The following is a 15,343-nucleotide window of genomic DNA, read 5'->3' as shown; positions in this document are numbered from 1 at the left end:
GGCAGCGTCAGTGCGCTTGCCAATACAGCGTCAGCGGGATGGGCTGGCCTGCAGGCACCTGCGTGGGCGGCGGATCAACACCCACCAGCCGCGCCACGTCACCAAAGGAGGAGATTATCTCTGGTTTGTCAAAGACAACCAGCCGACGCTCCTCTTTGATGTGCAGCAGTTTTTTCGACCGCCGCGCAAAGCCAAAGGATGGCATATTCCAGAGCCTACCTACAAGGAAACCACCTCCTTTGACAAAGGGCATGGCAGAGTTGAACGCAGGCGGATTCAAGTCGCTGCTGACACAACAAACTTTCTCAGTTGAATGCAGAACTGGCTTGTCTGACCTTATTTTCTTAACTTTGGAAAAACCGTGATCATAGGTGACAGTAACGCGAGAGGATATTATCAACACTTTTGGTCACCAAACGGCCAATATGCGGGAAGACCCCTGATGAAATATGCTTTGCTGGACTTTCATATGATTAATCAACCAATCTAGATGGGTTGGATAATTGTTCATCTTGCCAGCAACGGCCGTTTCCATTTATAATTCCCTCTACAACAAAATAAACCATCATCTCCGGGAGGAGTAGCTGGTAACGAAGCTGACAGGAAAGATGAGGCCGCCAGACTGAAAGCCCCCACAGCAAACGCCCAACGAAAGTCGCCCGGATTGATTACCGAAGAAATGGACGGTAAGCGGTTAACGGTGAACAGTAATCGATAAAAACCGATTACGGATTACCAATAACCGTTCACCGAAAAGAGTAGACCGGTACGGGTAAGCCCGTTACAGCGAAACCCTGATGTTGGTCGGGGTAAAGTGTGCAGCACAACTTGTGCAGTAAAAAGAGGTGGTACCGCGGAATCAAGCCCATTTCGTCCTCAACGGATGATTTGGGCTTTTTGATTTCAGCCACAGAGGACACAGAGATTTAAGAGGTTTTTCTCTTTTTCCTCTGTGAACTCTGTGGCAAAATTGGAGGTTTTTTATCATGTCTTTACCCAAGCGGTACAATCCAAAAACGGCCGAACCTGCCCTGCTTGATCAGTGGCAGGCAGACGGCACCTATCATTTTGACCCCAATTCAGATACGCCCGTGTTCAGCATAGACACGCCGCCCCCGTCGGTGTCTGGACATTTGCATTTGGGGCATGTGTACTCTTACAGCCAGACCGACTTCATTGCTCGCTATTTTCGGATGAACGGCCGTAATCTGTTCTACCCCATGGGCTTCGATGACAACGGCCTGCCCACCGAAAAGCTCATCGAGCGGCAGGAAAATGTGCGCGCCACCGATATTGGCCGTCAGGCATTCATTGATCTTTGCCTGAAGGTAAGCGAGGAAACAGAAGAGAAATATCGTGAGCTTTGGCAGCGGCTGGGGCTGTCGGTAGATTGGCGCTACACGTATCGCACCATTGACAATAACTCGCGGCGGCTGGCCCAGTGGTCGTTCCTCGATTTGTACAAAAAGGGGTTGGCCTATCGCCAAAAATCGCCTGCTATCTGGTGCCCAGAATGCCAAACCGCCATTGCCCAAGCAGAACTAAACGATCTGGAACGGGACAGCACCTTTTACACGCTGGCTTTCACATTGGAAGATGGCCGTCCGCTGCCCATCGCCACCACACGACCAGAACTGCTGCCTGCTTGCGTTGCCGTGTTTGTGCATCCTGAAGACGGCCGTTTCACACCTTATCTCGGCCAAAAAATCACCACACCGTACACCAACCAGCAAGTGCCGCTGCTGGCCGATCTCGCGGCCGAGCCAGAAAAAGGCACCGGCGCAGTGATGTGCTGTACCTTTGGCGACCAAGCCGATGTAGCCTGGTGGCGTAGCCACAATTTGCCCCTCATAGAAGCGATTGGTGGAGACGGCCGTCTCACCCCAGAAGCCGGTTCCGATTTAGCCAGACACACCACCGCCGAAGCGCGACAAATCATCATCGGCAAGCTGCGCGAAGCGGGCGAACTAATTGGCGGAGAGAAAATTAACCAGCATGTACGCACGCATGAGCGGTGCGATACGGCCGTTGAGTATCGTGTGGTGTCCCAATGGTTCATCCGCCTACTCGATTTTAAGGAGGAACTGCTGGCACAGGGCGAAAAGATCAATTGGCAGCCCGCCCACATGAAGCTGCGCTACCGCCAATGGGTAGAAAATCTAGCGTGGGATTGGTGCATCTCGCGGCAGCGTTATTTTGGCGTGCCCTTCCCCGTTTGGACATGCCAAAATTGTGGTGAAACGATTTTAGCCGATGAAGCCGATTTGCCCGTTGACCCCCTGGCAGATAGCCCGTCCCAGCCCTGCCCAACCTGCCAAGCCAGCAACTTTATCCCAGATGAAGACGTGATGGACACCTGGGCGACCTCGTCGCTGACGCCGCAAATTGTGGGTCAGTGGCAGGAATCAGATTCGCTATACGAACAAGCCTTCCCATTCTCGCTACGGCCGCAGGCGCATGAGATTATTCGCACCTGGGCATTCTATACCATCGCCAAATCGTGGCTGCATTTTGGCACGCTACCCTTTGATTCCGTAGCAATTTCCGGCTGGGGGTTGGCTCCGACTGGCGCAGGCAAAATCAGCAAGAGCAAAAAGAGCAGCGTGGCCGCTCCGCTAGAAATGATCCAGCAATATTCTGCCGATGCAGTGCGCTACTGGGCGGCCAGCACGGGCTTGGGCAAAGATGCCATCATCAGCGAAGAGAAAATACAGGCGGGGGCGAAGTTGGTGAACAAATTGTGGAATGTAGCGCGTTTCAGTGCAAGATTTTTAGAAAATGAGGAGTCGGCGTCGGTAAACAGTTATCAGTTATCAGCTATCAGCACCTTAGCTGACAGGTGGTTGTTGGCACACACGCAGCAGTTGATTGAGCGGACGACTAAATTGTACGAGCAGTATGATTACGCCACGGCGAAGAGCGAAATTGAGCACTTTTTCTGGCAAATTTTGGCGGATAACTATCTGGAAATGGCCAAGCTGCGGCTGTATGAAGGTGGCGCGGCTAGCGATGGGGCGCGGTATGCGCTGCATCATGCCGTGCTAACCACTATCAAGCTGCTGGCTCCCATTTTGCCCTTCGTGACGGAGCGCATTTACCAGGGGATGTTTGCTCCCAGTGAGAAGGCGGATTCGATTCACACGTCTGGCTGGCCGACAGGAAATGAGGCGTGGTGGGATGAAACGGCCGTTACCCACGGTAACCAGCTTGTTGAAATCGCAACGGCCGTGCGCCGCTACAAAAGTGAACACAATCTATCGCTGGGGGCAGAGCTAGCCAGCCTGCACCTGCACACCAACGACGCGGAACTCGCCGCGCACCTGCAAGACGCTATCACTGATCTCACCAGCATCACGCGGGCAAAGAAGATTGTGTTAGATCGGGAAATTGAGGATGTGTTGGTGGGAAACGGCCGTTGGCAGCTCAACATCCAGGCCAAAGAGAAGTAGCCACCAGATGACAGGCACTTTAAAAGTGCCTGTCACCTTTTTACGCTTTTATAAATTCGGAATCACATCTACCCACAGGCCAAAAATGCCAATAGCCACCAGCAACACGCCAGAGATGCGCGTGAGCAGCTTGTAATTTTGCCCCAGCCAGCGGGTGAATCTGCGCTGGAATGGCATGGCGATGAATGGTAGCAACACCAACGGCCAACCAAACCCAATGCCAAAAAACAAAAAGTAAGCCAAACTGCTAGACAAATTCGCCACGCTGCCCGCACCCAGCAAAAAGGCACTCACAATCAGCGGGCCAGTGCAGGGCAACGTCATTGGTCCCAGCATAAGGCCGTACACATATGCCCCGGCGTATGGATTGCTCAAGACCGGCGTTTGCGCCACAGAAATTCGGTTGAAGGGATTGCGCCCAGTGAGCATCAGCAGTCCCAGCAAAATCACCACAATGTAGATAATCGGCAGCAAAATGGTAAGAACGCTGCCAAAACTTTGCTGCAACAGGTACAAAATCAGCCCAATCAGCAACATCATGCTAAGCACGCCACCTAAAACAAGCAAACCCAACCATTTTGTGGCTGATTGCGCTCGCTCATTTTGGGCATTACCTGCTAAATAAGCAATCAGGCCAGGGTAAAGCGGCAAGATACAAACATTGGTGAGGATGGCACTATTGCCCAAAATAAACGCTTCAATTAATTGACTCATCTCGGAAAACTCTCTTTGGCATGGTTCACTTTGAGTAAAATCACCCTTACAATTCTGTCAAGCGCAGCCACAGTCCGGGGCGTCGCCTCGGCGCTTTGCGCCTGGTGACACTAAAAGAAGGGGGTTTATCAGTTTTGGGGGTAGCTACCCCCAAAACTGATAAACCCCAAAATATTCCCCGCACGGGGTGCGAAGCACCCTCGTGCGGGCGATCTATCGCAGCCAGGAGGACTTGCAATAATTTAGCTTTGGGATGCCGCTTCGATGCGTTGCAGAAGCTGGTCTGGCTCTTCAAAGCCGGTTTCTAAATCTGTTGTGGTGCCATCTGGACGAATTAAGAAGCTGGGCGTTGAGGGTGGGTTCGTCACTGTTTGCCCGAAGGTATCTGCCAAAGAAACAAGTGCTTCTGGCGTTAAAACGGCAAATGTCCAGTGGAAGCCAGTTTCATCAGTGTAACTTGCCAAATTCTCGTTGCTTAGTCTGGTTTCCACACTAAGGCTGATAAAAATCACATCTTCGGTGTCGCCCAACGTAGCGCGGGCCACAGAAACATTCCCCAATTGGCGACGGCAGTTAGTACACCAGGTGGCCATCGGCTCAACAAAGACGGTTTTGCCAGCAAAATCGGCAAAGGTAAATGTTTCGCCTGTACGCACGTCAGTAAATACAGTTGTCATCCAAAGAGGCAAATCGCCCATGGCAGCTTCGTCGGCCATCTCTTCGTCCATTGCCTCAGTTTCTTCCATCGTCTCTTCTAGCTCGGCCATGCCTTCATCGTGGTCGGTCATCGCCATGTCGTCATCCATGGACTCATCTTCCATCATTTCTTCATCGTCCATGGAATCATCCATCATCTCTTCGGACTCATCGGTCATTTCTTCGGTTGTGGTTGTTTCAGAGGTGCTGGGTTCAACGGCCGTTTCTTCCGCAGCTCCCCCACAAGCCACGAGCAGTAAAGCCAGCAAAAGCGAAAAATATAGTTTCCAACTCTTCATTATGTGTTCTCCTCAAAATACTTGTTGTGATTTACATAATCCATCTTGACTGGCAGCTTAAGCGATACTGCCAAACTAAAAAATAGCCCGCAACAATTAACGCCAGCTTTTCAAATGATTACAGATTGCTTACAAAGTGGTGTAGGGAAAGTTACAAAAGCAAAAGAGCTACTCATTCCGCTCTAAAATGAACCAGGTGAAGGCAAAGTCGTGCCGCTCGTCCGCGGGATGATGTTGCATAAATATTTTGCGCCAAGCAAGTGCTTGGATTCTTGGAAAATATGCGTCGCCATCCAGCTCTGCCTCAACGATGGTAAGGTACAGTCTGGAGGTTTGAGGCAGCAACTGGGCATACAAATTCGCGCCGCCACCAATGATAATTTCTTCAACATCGCCTACCGCTGCCAGCGCAGCTTCAATAGAATGTACGACGGTGGCTCCGGGTGCTTCGTAGTCGGGGTCGCGCGTCAGGACGATGTTGTGCCGCCCCTTGAGCGGCCGAAATTTGGCCGGAATTGATTCATACGTTTTTCGCCCCATAATTACTGGTTTGCCCATCGTCCGCTGTACAAACCATTGCATATCATCGGGCAAGCGCCAGGGCAGGCCGTTGTCCACCCCAATCAGGCCATTTCTGTCCATCGCCACAATCATTGCCAGGTTTGGTTTGGGTGGGTTCATGTTCTCATCCAGGGAGATTGGAAAGTGAAGATTAGAGATTGATCACAGCCTAATCTGATATGGCGGGCAGCAACGTCTCTGATTGCCACATTTTATGAGCAGCATGGGCATATTTGTCGTGGTTGGGATGCCAATGCTCTACTTCATCCAGAGGCCAATAGCGCAAATCACTGCCTTCATGGGAAAGCTGGAGTTCACCCCCTACGATTTTGCAAAGATGGACAACGGCAACCATCGTATGTGGCCCGTTTTTGGCACTGGCCTTGCGGGTAAAGACGCCAACAAATTGCGTTACTTCAACCTCTAAGCCAGTTTCTTCACGAACTTCTCGGATTGCGGCATCAATCGGCCGTTCATTTGCTTCTACCCAGCCACAGGGTAAGCACCAGCCGCTACCATCTGCCCGCTCCATCAGCAAAATCTCGCCTTTCTCATTAAAAATCGCCGCATCTGCTCCAACTTTTGGGGTGATGTAGCCAGCCTCCTCAGCAAAACGTAGCTTCATTGTGTCATCGAGTGGCTTAATGAATTTGCTATAGTGGTGCACAGAAAGCTGCAAAAGTCGCTCGTACCGCTCCCGATCATACTGCCCTGATGTGAAATTCAAGCCCGTTCTAGCAATCGCCTGAATTTCATCCAGCATTGTAAATACATCGGGGTCAGGATACGGAGCATGAAGAGCATCAAACAACTGTTCTAGCCTGTCCAAAATCAATATTAGCTGGTCAATCCACTTTGTTGGCCCCTGGCCTTCGGGTAAGTTTGGTAAACTTTTGCCCTCTAAATTCATTTTGATCAAGTCAGCATAACCGCGACACGCCGTCATTGAAGTTAGCGCTTCCGCGCGGAAAATTGCAAGCCTTGTTTCAGGTGGCACATCAAATAATTTCTTTAAATCATCAGGGTCAAATTTGGTCATAAAATCCTCAGACGGCGATAGGAGCTTTGATGGTTGGGTGGGATTGGTAGTTGACCAGCTCAAAGTCTTCGTAGCGGAAGGCGAATAGGTCGGTGATGTTTGGGTTGAAGTGCATTTGGGGCAGCGGGAAGGGATCGCGGGAAAGTTGCAACGTGGCCTGCTCCAAATGATTCAGGTAAAGGTGGGCGTCACCGAGCGTGTGAACAAATTCGCCAGGTTCATAGTCCAGCACCTGCGCCACCATGAGCGTCAGCAAGGCGTAGGAGGCGATGTTGAAGGGGACACCCAAGAAAATGTCGGCGCTGCGCTGGTAGAGCTGGCAAGAGAGCTTGCCGTCGGCCACGTAAAATTGGAATAGGCAGTGACAAGGGGGCAGCGACATCTGGTCAATATCGGCTACGTTCCAGGCGGAGACGATGTGGCGGCGGGAGTCGGGGTTGTGTTTGAGGCTGTGCAGCACCTGGGAGATTTGGTCAATGGTACGGTCGTTTCCACCCGCCCAAGATCGCCACTGAGACCCGTATACTGGCCCCAACTCGCCATCTTCGTCGGCCCACTCATCCCAAATGGTAACCTTGTTTTCGTTTAAGTAGCGGATATTGGTGTCACCCTGCAAAAACCAGAGCAGTTCATGAATGATTGAGCGGAAGTGGAGCTTTTTGGTAGTCACGGCCGGGAAGCCTGCCGCCAGATCAAAGCGCATCTGGTAGCCAAAGACGCTCATCGTCCCCACGCCTGTCCGGTCTTCCCGACGCACGCCATTTTCTTTGACGTACCGCATTAATTCCAGATATTGTTCCATGTTTTAACCTCGAAAAAATAGCAAATCTATGTTGCCCGGCGACTGCCCTTTGTTGGTAAGTAACTGCGCCAGCTCGGCATGATGCTGCATTCCGTGAAAGACAACGTGCTGCAAAATATGCCACAAGGGGAAGGTCATCTTGTCGCCGCGCCAGTTGATGAGATCAATGTTACCTTCAATTTGAACGGCCGTATACCCATCCAAAACAGCTTGCCAAGCGACTGCCTCTGCCGCAAAACCGTCTTCAATAGCTGCCAAATCGGGATATTGCCCCTTCTCCACACCTGACTGCTGCTTGCCACTTTCCAAACCTTTACGCCAGGCAATATCCGTTTGCAGCAGGTGAAAAAACAGATCAAAGATCGAGCCGTGTGCGTAGCCTGGATTATCGTGCAAATCGGCTTCACTGAGATTTTTAGCCTTGTCCAGAAGCTGCTGGGTGATGTGCCAATGGTAGGCAAATAGGGTGTTGAATTGAGTTTTATTAAACATTTCTTCTGTCCTTTTTGCAGTCTTTGCCGAGTATAGCACAGAGGAAACGGCCGTCCGTAAAAAAGCGGTGCAGAAAATTGCCTGTTGCGATGTTTCCCCCCCCTCGCGTACAATGCGTGCCAATGACCGCTGAAACCCTCAATCAACGAAAACTACGCCAAGCAATGGTAGACGCTTTTAATGAAAGTGAGCTGCGAACACTTTGTTTTGACCTGAATCTGGATTACGAAGCGTTGCCGCCCGGCAGCAAGCTGGACAAAACGCGAGAGTTGGTTTCGCTCTGCGTGCGTGAACAGCGGATTGCCGAACTAATTTCGCTATGCGAAGGAATACGACCCAGAGTGAATTGGCGGAAGATGATGGCAACGGCCGTTTCCGACGATGATCCCCCGTTCATGGGTCTGAAATATTTCGACGCTGACCACGCCGACCTCTTTTTTGGCCGCGAAACACTCACGGCTAAACTGACTGACCACCTGCAACAGAGCAACTTTTTAGCCGTCGTTGGCGCATCCGGCAGCGGCAAATCGTCGTTGGTGCGGGCAGGGTTGGTGCCTGCCTTGCAAAAAGTGCAGCCCAGCCTCAAAATCCACATTTTCACGCCCACACACCACCCGCTGGAAGCATTAGCCACTACCTTAACCCGCCATACCGATTCTGTGGGCGTGACGGCTAAATTTATTGACGCGATGGCCAGCGATCCACGCAGCTTGCATCTGGCAGCGCGGCGGCTGGTAAAAGAAGATGAGCAGTTACTGCTGGTCATTGACCAGTTTGAAGAGTTGTTTACCCTGTGCCGGTCAGAAAGAGAGCGGCAAGCCTTTGTGGATAATTTGGTAACGGCCGTTTCCAATCCCAATGACGCTGCCAGCAACCGCCCCACCCGCGCCATCATCGCCCTGCGTGCCGACTTTTACCACCACTGCGCCCAATATGAACCCCTGCGCCACCTGCTAGAAACGCAACAGCGGTACATCGGTGCCATGAACCCCACCGAGCTGCGCCGCGCCATTGAGCAACCGGCCCAGCAGCATGGCCTCACCTTCGAGGAGGGTCTGGTTGATTTGCTGTTGCGCGACGTGGGCGCAACGGGCGAACAAACGCCAGAGCCCGGTGCGCTGCCCCTGCTTTCCCACGCTCTGCTAGAAACGTGGCAGCGGCGCGAAGGCATCACGCTTACCTTTAGCGGCTACACCGATGCAGGTGGCGTGCAGGGCGCCATAGCCAAAACGGCCGAATCCGTCTACGCCCAAAAGCTCACGCCAGACCAGCAAACAATCGCCCGCAGCATCTTCCTGCGGCTCACAGAGCTGGGCGAAGGCACCCAAGACACGCGCCGCCGCGCCCTCATTAGCGAATTACTGCCCGCTAGCGATGCTGCGGAAGAAACCCAGGCTGTCCTCAATCTGCTATCTGCGGCGCGATTGGTCACCACAGATGAAGAATCTGCCGAAGTGGCCCACGAGGCCCTCATCCGCGAATGGCCGACGCTACGCCGCTGGCTGGATGAAAACCGAGACGGCCTGCGTCTGCACCGCCACCTGACGGAATCTGCCCAAGCATGGCAGCAGCTTAACCGCGATTCCGGCGAACTGTATCGCGGCGCACGGCTGGAGCAAGCGCAGGTGTGGGCCTCCCAGCACGATGATGAACTCAACGATTTGGAACGGGGATTTTTGGCCGAGAGCGTTCATACCGTTGAACATCGCGCCCGCAGTGAACGTTTAATCCAGATTTTGGGCATCAGCGCCTTAGTGATCATTTTAGTGGGCTCAATTGTGGCCAGCATCGTTTTTAGTCGGCAGGCTGAGGATAACCGTGAACTGGCAGAAACGGCCGTTGCTGCCCAATCCACCTCTGAGGCCAATGCCTTGAATGCCTCTAATAACGAAGCAACAGCCGTTGCTGCCGTCAATGCCGCCCGCGCTGCCAATGAAGAAATAAATAATTTGATTGAATTACAAGGCACGCTTGATACTCAACTAGCAGAGCTAAACGATGACAGTGAAGAAGCGCAAGCCATACGCGCTACGGCAACGGCTGCTGCGATCCTGGCTCAAGATGTAGATGTGGATGCCGATGGACTGACACTAGCCCAGGAAACGGCCGCTGGTACGAATCCCAACAACCCTGATACCGACGAAGACGGCCTGCAAGACGGCGATGAAGTGATGCTAGGCACGGATCCGTTAGACCCAGATACCGACGATGATCGTCGCTTGGATGATGTTGATGAAGACCCACTACGGCCGTTTGTGACCGCAAACGATCTCGAAGAGGCAAATCTTGTCAAAATCATCACCCTTACCGGGGGAGATGATGAACAGTTTTTTCCACTAAGCCTCGCCATTGGCCCCGCCTCTACCTTTGCCCCACGCTACATTGCCGCAGGGCGTTACGACGGACACGAGCTCACGCCGCCTGCCACCATCTACCTTTGGCGGCTGTCAGATGGACAATTGATGTTACCGCCTCAAGAAACGACCTTTGGGGCAGTTCGGGCGATTGGTTTTACGTCTGATCACATTGAAATGTACGCTATAACAGGCAGCACAGCAACTGCTTGGGCATTAGATTTAGGCGAGCAAATTTGGCAGCAAAACAGCCTCTCTGCGTATGGCTTAAGCAACCCATGCAGTGCCGCTTTTACCCCAAATGGCAACGCCGTTCTGATAGGTGGACGTGCTAAATGGGGCTACTTTTTAGTCACAGAAGACGGCCTGGAAGAAATTGATAGCGAATCGCAAAATTACAACACCAATGCCTGCTATCGGGACGCTATATTTTCTTATGATGGGACGTTTTTTGGGCTCCTTGAGGATGAAGGGCAAGATGAGTCCGTTTTTGTGGGGGAAGAAATAAACCGGAGCTTTGGACGGCCGTTTAACAAAAACGTCTCTGGTACGATTGACATGGCTCTATCACCAGACAACACAATTTTAGCACTGGGTTTTGCAAACGGCCGTGTCGAACTGTACGATTATGCCGCTCAAAACAACAGCCCACCTTTGATCTATGGCTTAGAAGGTATTCACTCTGGCAATGCGCACGCCGAATTCTCGCCAGATGGCACCATTTTAGCCACCAGCAGCCCGGAAGATGGCACGGTGCGGCTATGGCACACCGAGGACGGCGAAATGCTGCTTGAGCTAGATGCTGAAGCCGACGGCGTCACCTCGCTTATCTTCTCGCCGGATGGCCATTACCTACTTTTTGGCACCACCGCTGGCGAAATCCACGTTTACGGTATGCGAGAAGTTGAGAGATAAAATAGACAGTATGAACGACTTACCAGAAAAATTAGAAGAAATTGTTGAAGATTTTGCCATCTGTGAAGGGCAAGAAAAGCTGGAATATTTGCTGGAGTTTGCCGAAAAGCTGCCGCCCGTGCCAGACCACATTGACACCAGCGACGCCAATAAAGACGAGGTACACGAGTGCATGTCCCCCGTCTTCATCTTCCCGGAATGGCAAGATGGCAAAATCTTTTACCACTTCGACATTCCCGAAGAAGCTCCCACCGTGCGCGGCTACGCCTCGCTGCTGCAAGAAGGCATCGGCTGGACAACGCCAGAAGACATCCAAAAGATTCCCCTGGAGTTTTATCTGGGCATGGGCTTGCAGCAAGTGCTTACGGGGCAACGACTGAATGGTATTACGGCCGTTCTCGCCCACATGCAGCAGCTTGCTGCTAACGGTAATCAGTAAACGGTATTCGGTAATCCGACCACTGATTACTGAATACTGATTATCGATTACCGCCCTGTCTGCGGGCGGATGGCAATGGAGCCAGAGCCGCCCTCAATAATGATGAGCAAACGGTTGTTGCTGTCGGCTTCATAGTTAAGGGTTTGCCAGATACCATCCCTGTCGTCACCTGAGATGCGCTCAAAGCGGTCATCTAACGAGACGCGCCCAGAGCCGCTGTCTAGCTCCACCCGTGCTTCCATATTCGGCGGCAAAAAGAGGTCCATTGCGCCAGACCCACCATCAATATCTATGCGGTGACGGCCGTCTGGCGGCAGCGTCATCACCAGTTTGCCGGACCCACCTTCAATATTAATTTCAAAGGCCCCACCGGGTAGCTGCACATTGGCCGCCCCAGACCCCATATCAAGTGCAAAATCTTCGAGGTTCAAGCTACCAAGCTTCAAATCAGAAGCCCCCGAACCCATTTCCACGTTCAAATCTATGGGCACGGTGCGGCTCAAGCCAATTTGCCACGGTGGTTCCTGGCCGCCAAATGCAAAGCCGCCGTTCCAAAAGTTCAGGTTACGTTCACCTAATGAAATATTGGCTTTAGACCCTTGTAGCGACTCCTGAAACTGGAGTTCGCCCACCAGGCTTAAGTTCCCTTCCAGCAAATTTTGGTCGCTCTCCAGGTCAGTGACATCTGCCCCCAGCGCACCTAAATCCAGGAAGATTTCGGCACTTCGGGCACCCTCGGCAGAAACCGTTACCGTTTCTTGCCGATAGTTGGCTGCAGACTGCAAATTAAACCGAGACAGCAACGGCAGCTCCACGCCAAACAGCAGCACGGCACCAAAGACGCCCACGGCTGCTAAACTCACAATGCCGCTCAAGAAAGTGCCAAACGGCCGTCTTACCTGCTGCACAATAATATTCAACCCCAAAAAGATAAGCAGCAACGGCCAAAGCTGGAAGGCCAACCCCCAGTTGAGGTCAGACACAACGCCCATATTCCGCAACAAAAAGTAAGCACCTACACCAATTAAAAAAATCGGCCCAAACAAGGAACGGCCGCTTTTCCGTCTACGACGACTCTGTAAATCATCCATCTGCAATGCCTCCAAGTAACAAATCTCCAGCGTTTTTACGCCAACTATCACCTATTACGCAACAGGCAAACGGCCGTTGCACCATTTTGACAACTCCCCTGTTTTCCAATAAAATCGCCCCCGTTCACTTCTGTTCCGGCAATCAAATTTCTTCCAAGAAAACAGGCTCTGAACAGATGAACTGAAGCAAAAGGTGTGTACAAATTCATCTAAAATCAGTCGCTTCAGTAAAAGAACCAAATCAAGAAAGGAACCACCCACTTGATTTCCCCGATCAGGTGGCGGCTACCAAAACCATCATTGATACACTTTCGCACCAACCATCCCAATCCCCAAACACATCAATCCAGTGGTCTCGTCACCTGCACAAAATTATCTATAAATAATACCTTATACACAATTCCAAGAGGTTTTTAACGAATGAAAGAGTTTAAGACAGGACAAATCCGAAACATTGCCCTCATCTCGCACAACGGTGCGGGCAAAACAACCCTGGTCGAGCGAATGCTTTTCAACACGGGCGTCACCACCCGCATGGGGGATGTGCAAAGCGGTACAGCCGTAATGGACTTTGAAGAAGAAGAAATCAGCCGCAATAGCTCAATTGCCACTGCCCTGGCACCTATTGAATGGAAAGAGAAGAAAATTAACGTGCTAGACACGCCTGGCTACGCCGACTTCATCGGCGAGGTGAACGCCGCTTTGGCCGTTGCCGAGGGTGCCGTGGTGCTGGTAGAAGCCGTCTCTGGTGTAGAAGTGGGTACCGAAATTGTTTGGGGCGAAGCCGAAAAGCGCAGCTTGCCCCGCATGATCGTCATCAACAAGATGGATCGTGAAAATGTGCGCGCGGCTCGTGCCTTCCAGAGTATTCGGGACAATCTGAGCGGCAACTTTATTCCGCTGCAACTCCCCATCGGTGAAGGCACCAACTTCAAAGGCGTGGTGGATTTGCTCTCGATGGAAGTCCGCCTGGGTGAAAAGGACGAACGCGGCCCCATCCCCGACGACCTGGCCGATGCCGCCGAAGAAGCTCATCTTGCCATTGTTGAGGCCGCTGCCGAGGGTGACGACGAGCTGATGGAAAAATATTTTGAGGATGACGGCTTGTCGGATGAAGATATTATTCGTGGTCTCAAGCTGGCCATGCAGCAAGGGTCGGCCATTCCGGTCATCTACAGCGCCCCGCAAGCCAATGTTGCCGTAGTGCCGCTGATGAATGCCCTGGTGCGCCTTTTCCCTGCCCCTAACGAAAACGATGGGTTTACGGCTACCAACGCCGCTGGCGAAGAAGTGATCCACAAAGTGGACGACAGTTCCCCGCTGGCAGCCTTCATTTTCAAGACGCGGGAAGACCCATACGGCCGTATGAGCTATATTCGCGTCTACGGTGGCATTCTGGAGTCCGACAGCCGCATTTGGGATGCCATGAGTGATAGCGAAGTCCGGGTAGGTACGCTACAAATATTGACGGGTAAAGACCAAACGGCCGTACCCAAGCTACACAGCGGCGACATCGGTGCCGTTGTAAAATTGGGCGATGCCCACACCAACGCCACCCTATGCGACAAAGGCAACAAGCTGCAAATTGCTGCCATCGAGCAACCAAACCCCATTGCCCAGGTTGCCATTCACCCTGTCTCCCAATCAGACGTGGCCAAACTTAGCCAAGCGCTCAACCGCCTTACCACCGAAGACCCAACGCTGAAATGGCATACAGAAACCGCCACGCATGAAACAATTCTTGCCGGCATGGGCAACACCCACCTGGATATTGCCGTCAAAAAAGCGGAATCCAAATTTGGTGTGCATTTCAACACCACCATCCCCAAAGTACCCTACCGCGAAACAATCACCCAAACCAACTCAGCCGAATACACGCACAAAAAGCAGTCTGGCGGTGCTGGGCAGTATGCCCGCGTCTTCCTGCGGGTAGAGTCGCTGGACGATGATGCTGAATTTGAGTTTGGCTCCGAAATTTTTGGTGGTGCTATCTCCCAACCATTTGTTGCCGCCACCGAAAAAGGCTGCCGTCAGGCACTTGAATCTGGCCCGGTGGCTGGCTATCCAGTGGTTGGCGTCAAAGCCATTGTTTACGACGGTAAGGAACATCCGGTAGACTCGAAGGAAATTGCTTTCCAGACGGCCGGGCGTGAAGGGTTTAAGAAAGCCATGCTGGGCGCAGGCCCTGTGTTGCTAGAGCCGATCTATGAAGTTTCTGTTACCGTGCCATCAGACAACATGGGCGATATTTTAGGCGATATGAACACCCGCCGCGCCCGCGTATTGGGCATGGACCAGGAAGGCACCAAGAGCATCGTAAACGCAGAGGTGCCGCTGGCTGAAATGCAAACCTACACCGCCGATCTGCGCTCGATGACGCAGGGACGTGGTGTGTTTGGCATGAAATATTTGCGCTACGGCCGTGTGCCCAACCACATGCAGGCAGACGTTATTGCCAAAGCCAAAGCCGCAGACGAAGAAAGCTAAAATTT

General features: G+C 52.3%; 12 protein-coding genes. 4 read left to right on the top strand and 8 right to left on the bottom strand.

Annotated features, from left to right (window positions below; translation table 11 throughout):
- Positions 1–7 precede the first annotated feature (7 nt).
- Positions 8–205 (bottom strand): hypothetical protein, encoded by a 198-nt coding sequence (locus tag ACOQPM_RS03950; protein ID WP_420627926.1) that lies wholly within the window; start codon positions 203–205, stop codon positions 8–10.
- A 781-nt stretch (positions 206–986) separates the two neighbouring features.
- Here ACOQPM_RS03950 and ACOQPM_RS03945 point away from each other — a divergent pair.
- On the top strand, positions 987–3,449 hold the full coding sequence (locus ACOQPM_RS03945) for a valine--tRNA ligase (RefSeq protein WP_420627925.1): 2,463 nt from the start codon (positions 987–989) through the stop codon (positions 3,447–3,449).
- A gap of 48 nt (positions 3,450–3,497) precedes the next feature.
- Here ACOQPM_RS03945 and ACOQPM_RS03940 read toward each other — a convergent pair whose 3' ends face one another.
- The 6 genes from ACOQPM_RS03940 to ACOQPM_RS03915 all read right to left on the bottom strand — a co-directional run bounded on the left by ACOQPM_RS03940 (position 3,498) and on the right by ACOQPM_RS03915 (position 8,052).
- On the bottom strand, positions 3,498–4,163 hold the full coding sequence (locus ACOQPM_RS03940; protein WP_420627924.1) for a cytochrome c biogenesis CcdA family protein: 666 nt from the start codon (positions 4,161–4,163) through the stop codon (positions 3,498–3,500).
- A 242-nt stretch (positions 4,164–4,405) separates the two neighbouring features.
- On the bottom strand, positions 4,406–5,158 hold the full coding sequence (locus ACOQPM_RS03935; protein ID WP_420627923.1) for a TlpA family protein disulfide reductase: 753 nt from the start codon (positions 5,156–5,158) through the stop codon (positions 4,406–4,408).
- Positions 5,159–5,326: 168 nt separating this feature from the next.
- On the bottom strand, positions 5,327–5,839 hold the full coding sequence (locus ACOQPM_RS03930; RefSeq protein WP_420627922.1) for a dihydrofolate reductase: 513 nt from the start codon (positions 5,837–5,839) through the stop codon (positions 5,327–5,329).
- A gap of 49 nt (positions 5,840–5,888) precedes the next feature.
- Entirely contained in the window at positions 5,889–6,758 is an 870-nt protein-coding gene (locus ACOQPM_RS03925; protein WP_420627921.1) for an NUDIX hydrolase N-terminal domain-containing protein, read from the bottom strand.
- Between the two features lie 7 nt (positions 6,759–6,765).
- Complete coding sequence (locus ACOQPM_RS03920; RefSeq protein WP_420627920.1) at positions 6,766–7,560, bottom strand: thymidylate synthase; 795 nt, start codon at positions 7,558–7,560, stop codon at positions 6,766–6,768.
- Between the two features lie 3 nt (positions 7,561–7,563).
- Positions 7,564–8,052 (bottom strand): DinB family protein, encoded by a 489-nt coding sequence (locus ACOQPM_RS03915; protein ID WP_420627919.1) that lies wholly within the window; start codon positions 8,050–8,052, stop codon positions 7,564–7,566.
- A 122-nt stretch (positions 8,053–8,174) separates the two neighbouring features.
- On the opposite strand from ACOQPM_RS03915, the gene ACOQPM_RS03910 reads away from it, so the two are divergent.
- Together ACOQPM_RS03910 and ACOQPM_RS03905 are read left to right on the top strand one after the other, a co-directional pair.
- Positions 8,175–11,321 carry a hypothetical protein gene (locus tag ACOQPM_RS03910; RefSeq protein ID WP_420627918.1) on the top strand — a complete coding sequence of 1,049 codons (3,147 nt, stop codon included), beginning with the start codon at positions 8,175–8,177 and terminating at the stop codon, positions 11,319–11,321.
- A 10-nt stretch (positions 11,322–11,331) separates the two neighbouring features.
- Positions 11,332–11,760, top strand: coding sequence for a SufE family protein (locus ACOQPM_RS03905; protein WP_420627917.1), 429 nt, complete (start codon positions 11,332–11,334; stop codon positions 11,758–11,760).
- Positions 11,761–11,807: 47 nt separating this feature from the next.
- On the opposite strand, the gene ACOQPM_RS03900 is transcribed toward ACOQPM_RS03905, so the two are convergent.
- Positions 11,808–12,851, bottom strand: a complete 1,044-nt coding sequence (locus ACOQPM_RS03900; RefSeq protein ID WP_420627916.1) for a LiaI-LiaF-like domain-containing protein — start codon at positions 12,849–12,851, stop codon at positions 11,808–11,810.
- A gap of 420 nt (positions 12,852–13,271) precedes the next feature.
- Between ACOQPM_RS03900 and fusA the strand changes: the two genes are divergently transcribed.
- On the top strand, positions 13,272–15,338 hold the full coding sequence (gene fusA / locus ACOQPM_RS03895) for an elongation factor G (protein ID WP_420627915.1): 2,067 nt from the start codon (positions 13,272–13,274) through the stop codon (positions 15,336–15,338).
- Positions 15,339–15,343 lie beyond the last annotated feature (5 nt).

The organism is Candidatus Leptofilum sp. (assembly GCF_965223525.1).
Lineage (GTDB): Bacteria > Chloroflexota > Anaerolineae > Promineifilales > Promineifilaceae > Leptofilum.
Note: the sequence above shows the minus strand (reverse complement) of the source record. Positions and strands in the feature narration are given on the sequence as shown.

Coding starts and splice junctions, on each gene's coding strand:
- ACOQPM_RS03930 (WP_420627922.1), bottom strand. CDS start 5,839: ATGAACCCACCCAAACCAAACCTGGCAATGATTGTGGCGATGGACAGA.
- ACOQPM_RS03925 (WP_420627921.1), bottom strand. CDS start 6,758: ATGACCAAATTTGACCCTGATGATTTAAAGAAATTATTTGATGTGCCA.
- ACOQPM_RS03950 (WP_420627926.1), bottom strand. CDS start 205: ATGCCATCCTTTGGCTTTGCGCGGCGGTCGAAAAAACTGCTGCACATC.
- ACOQPM_RS03935 (WP_420627923.1), bottom strand. CDS start 5,158: ATGAAGAGTTGGAAACTATATTTTTCGCTTTTGCTGGCTTTACTGCTC.
- ACOQPM_RS03945 (WP_420627925.1), top strand. CDS start 987: ATGTCTTTACCCAAGCGGTACAATCCAAAAACGGCCGAACCTGCCCTG.
- ACOQPM_RS03900 (WP_420627916.1), bottom strand. CDS start 12,851: ATGGATGATTTACAGAGTCGTCGTAGACGGAAAAGCGGCCGTTCCTTG.
- ACOQPM_RS03940 (WP_420627924.1), bottom strand. CDS start 4,163: ATGAGTCAATTAATTGAAGCGTTTATTTTGGGCAATAGTGCCATCCTC.
- fusA (WP_420627915.1), top strand. CDS start 13,272: ATGAAAGAGTTTAAGACAGGACAAATCCGAAACATTGCCCTCATCTCG.
- ACOQPM_RS03920 (WP_420627920.1), bottom strand. CDS start 7,560: ATGGAACAATATCTGGAATTAATGCGGTACGTCAAAGAAAATGGCGTG.
- ACOQPM_RS03905 (WP_420627917.1), top strand. CDS start 11,332: ATGAACGACTTACCAGAAAAATTAGAAGAAATTGTTGAAGATTTTGCC.
- ACOQPM_RS03915 (WP_420627919.1), bottom strand. CDS start 8,052: ATGTTTAATAAAACTCAATTCAACACCCTATTTGCCTACCATTGGCAC.
- ACOQPM_RS03910 (WP_420627918.1), top strand. CDS start 8,175: ATGACCGCTGAAACCCTCAATCAACGAAAACTACGCCAAGCAATGGTA.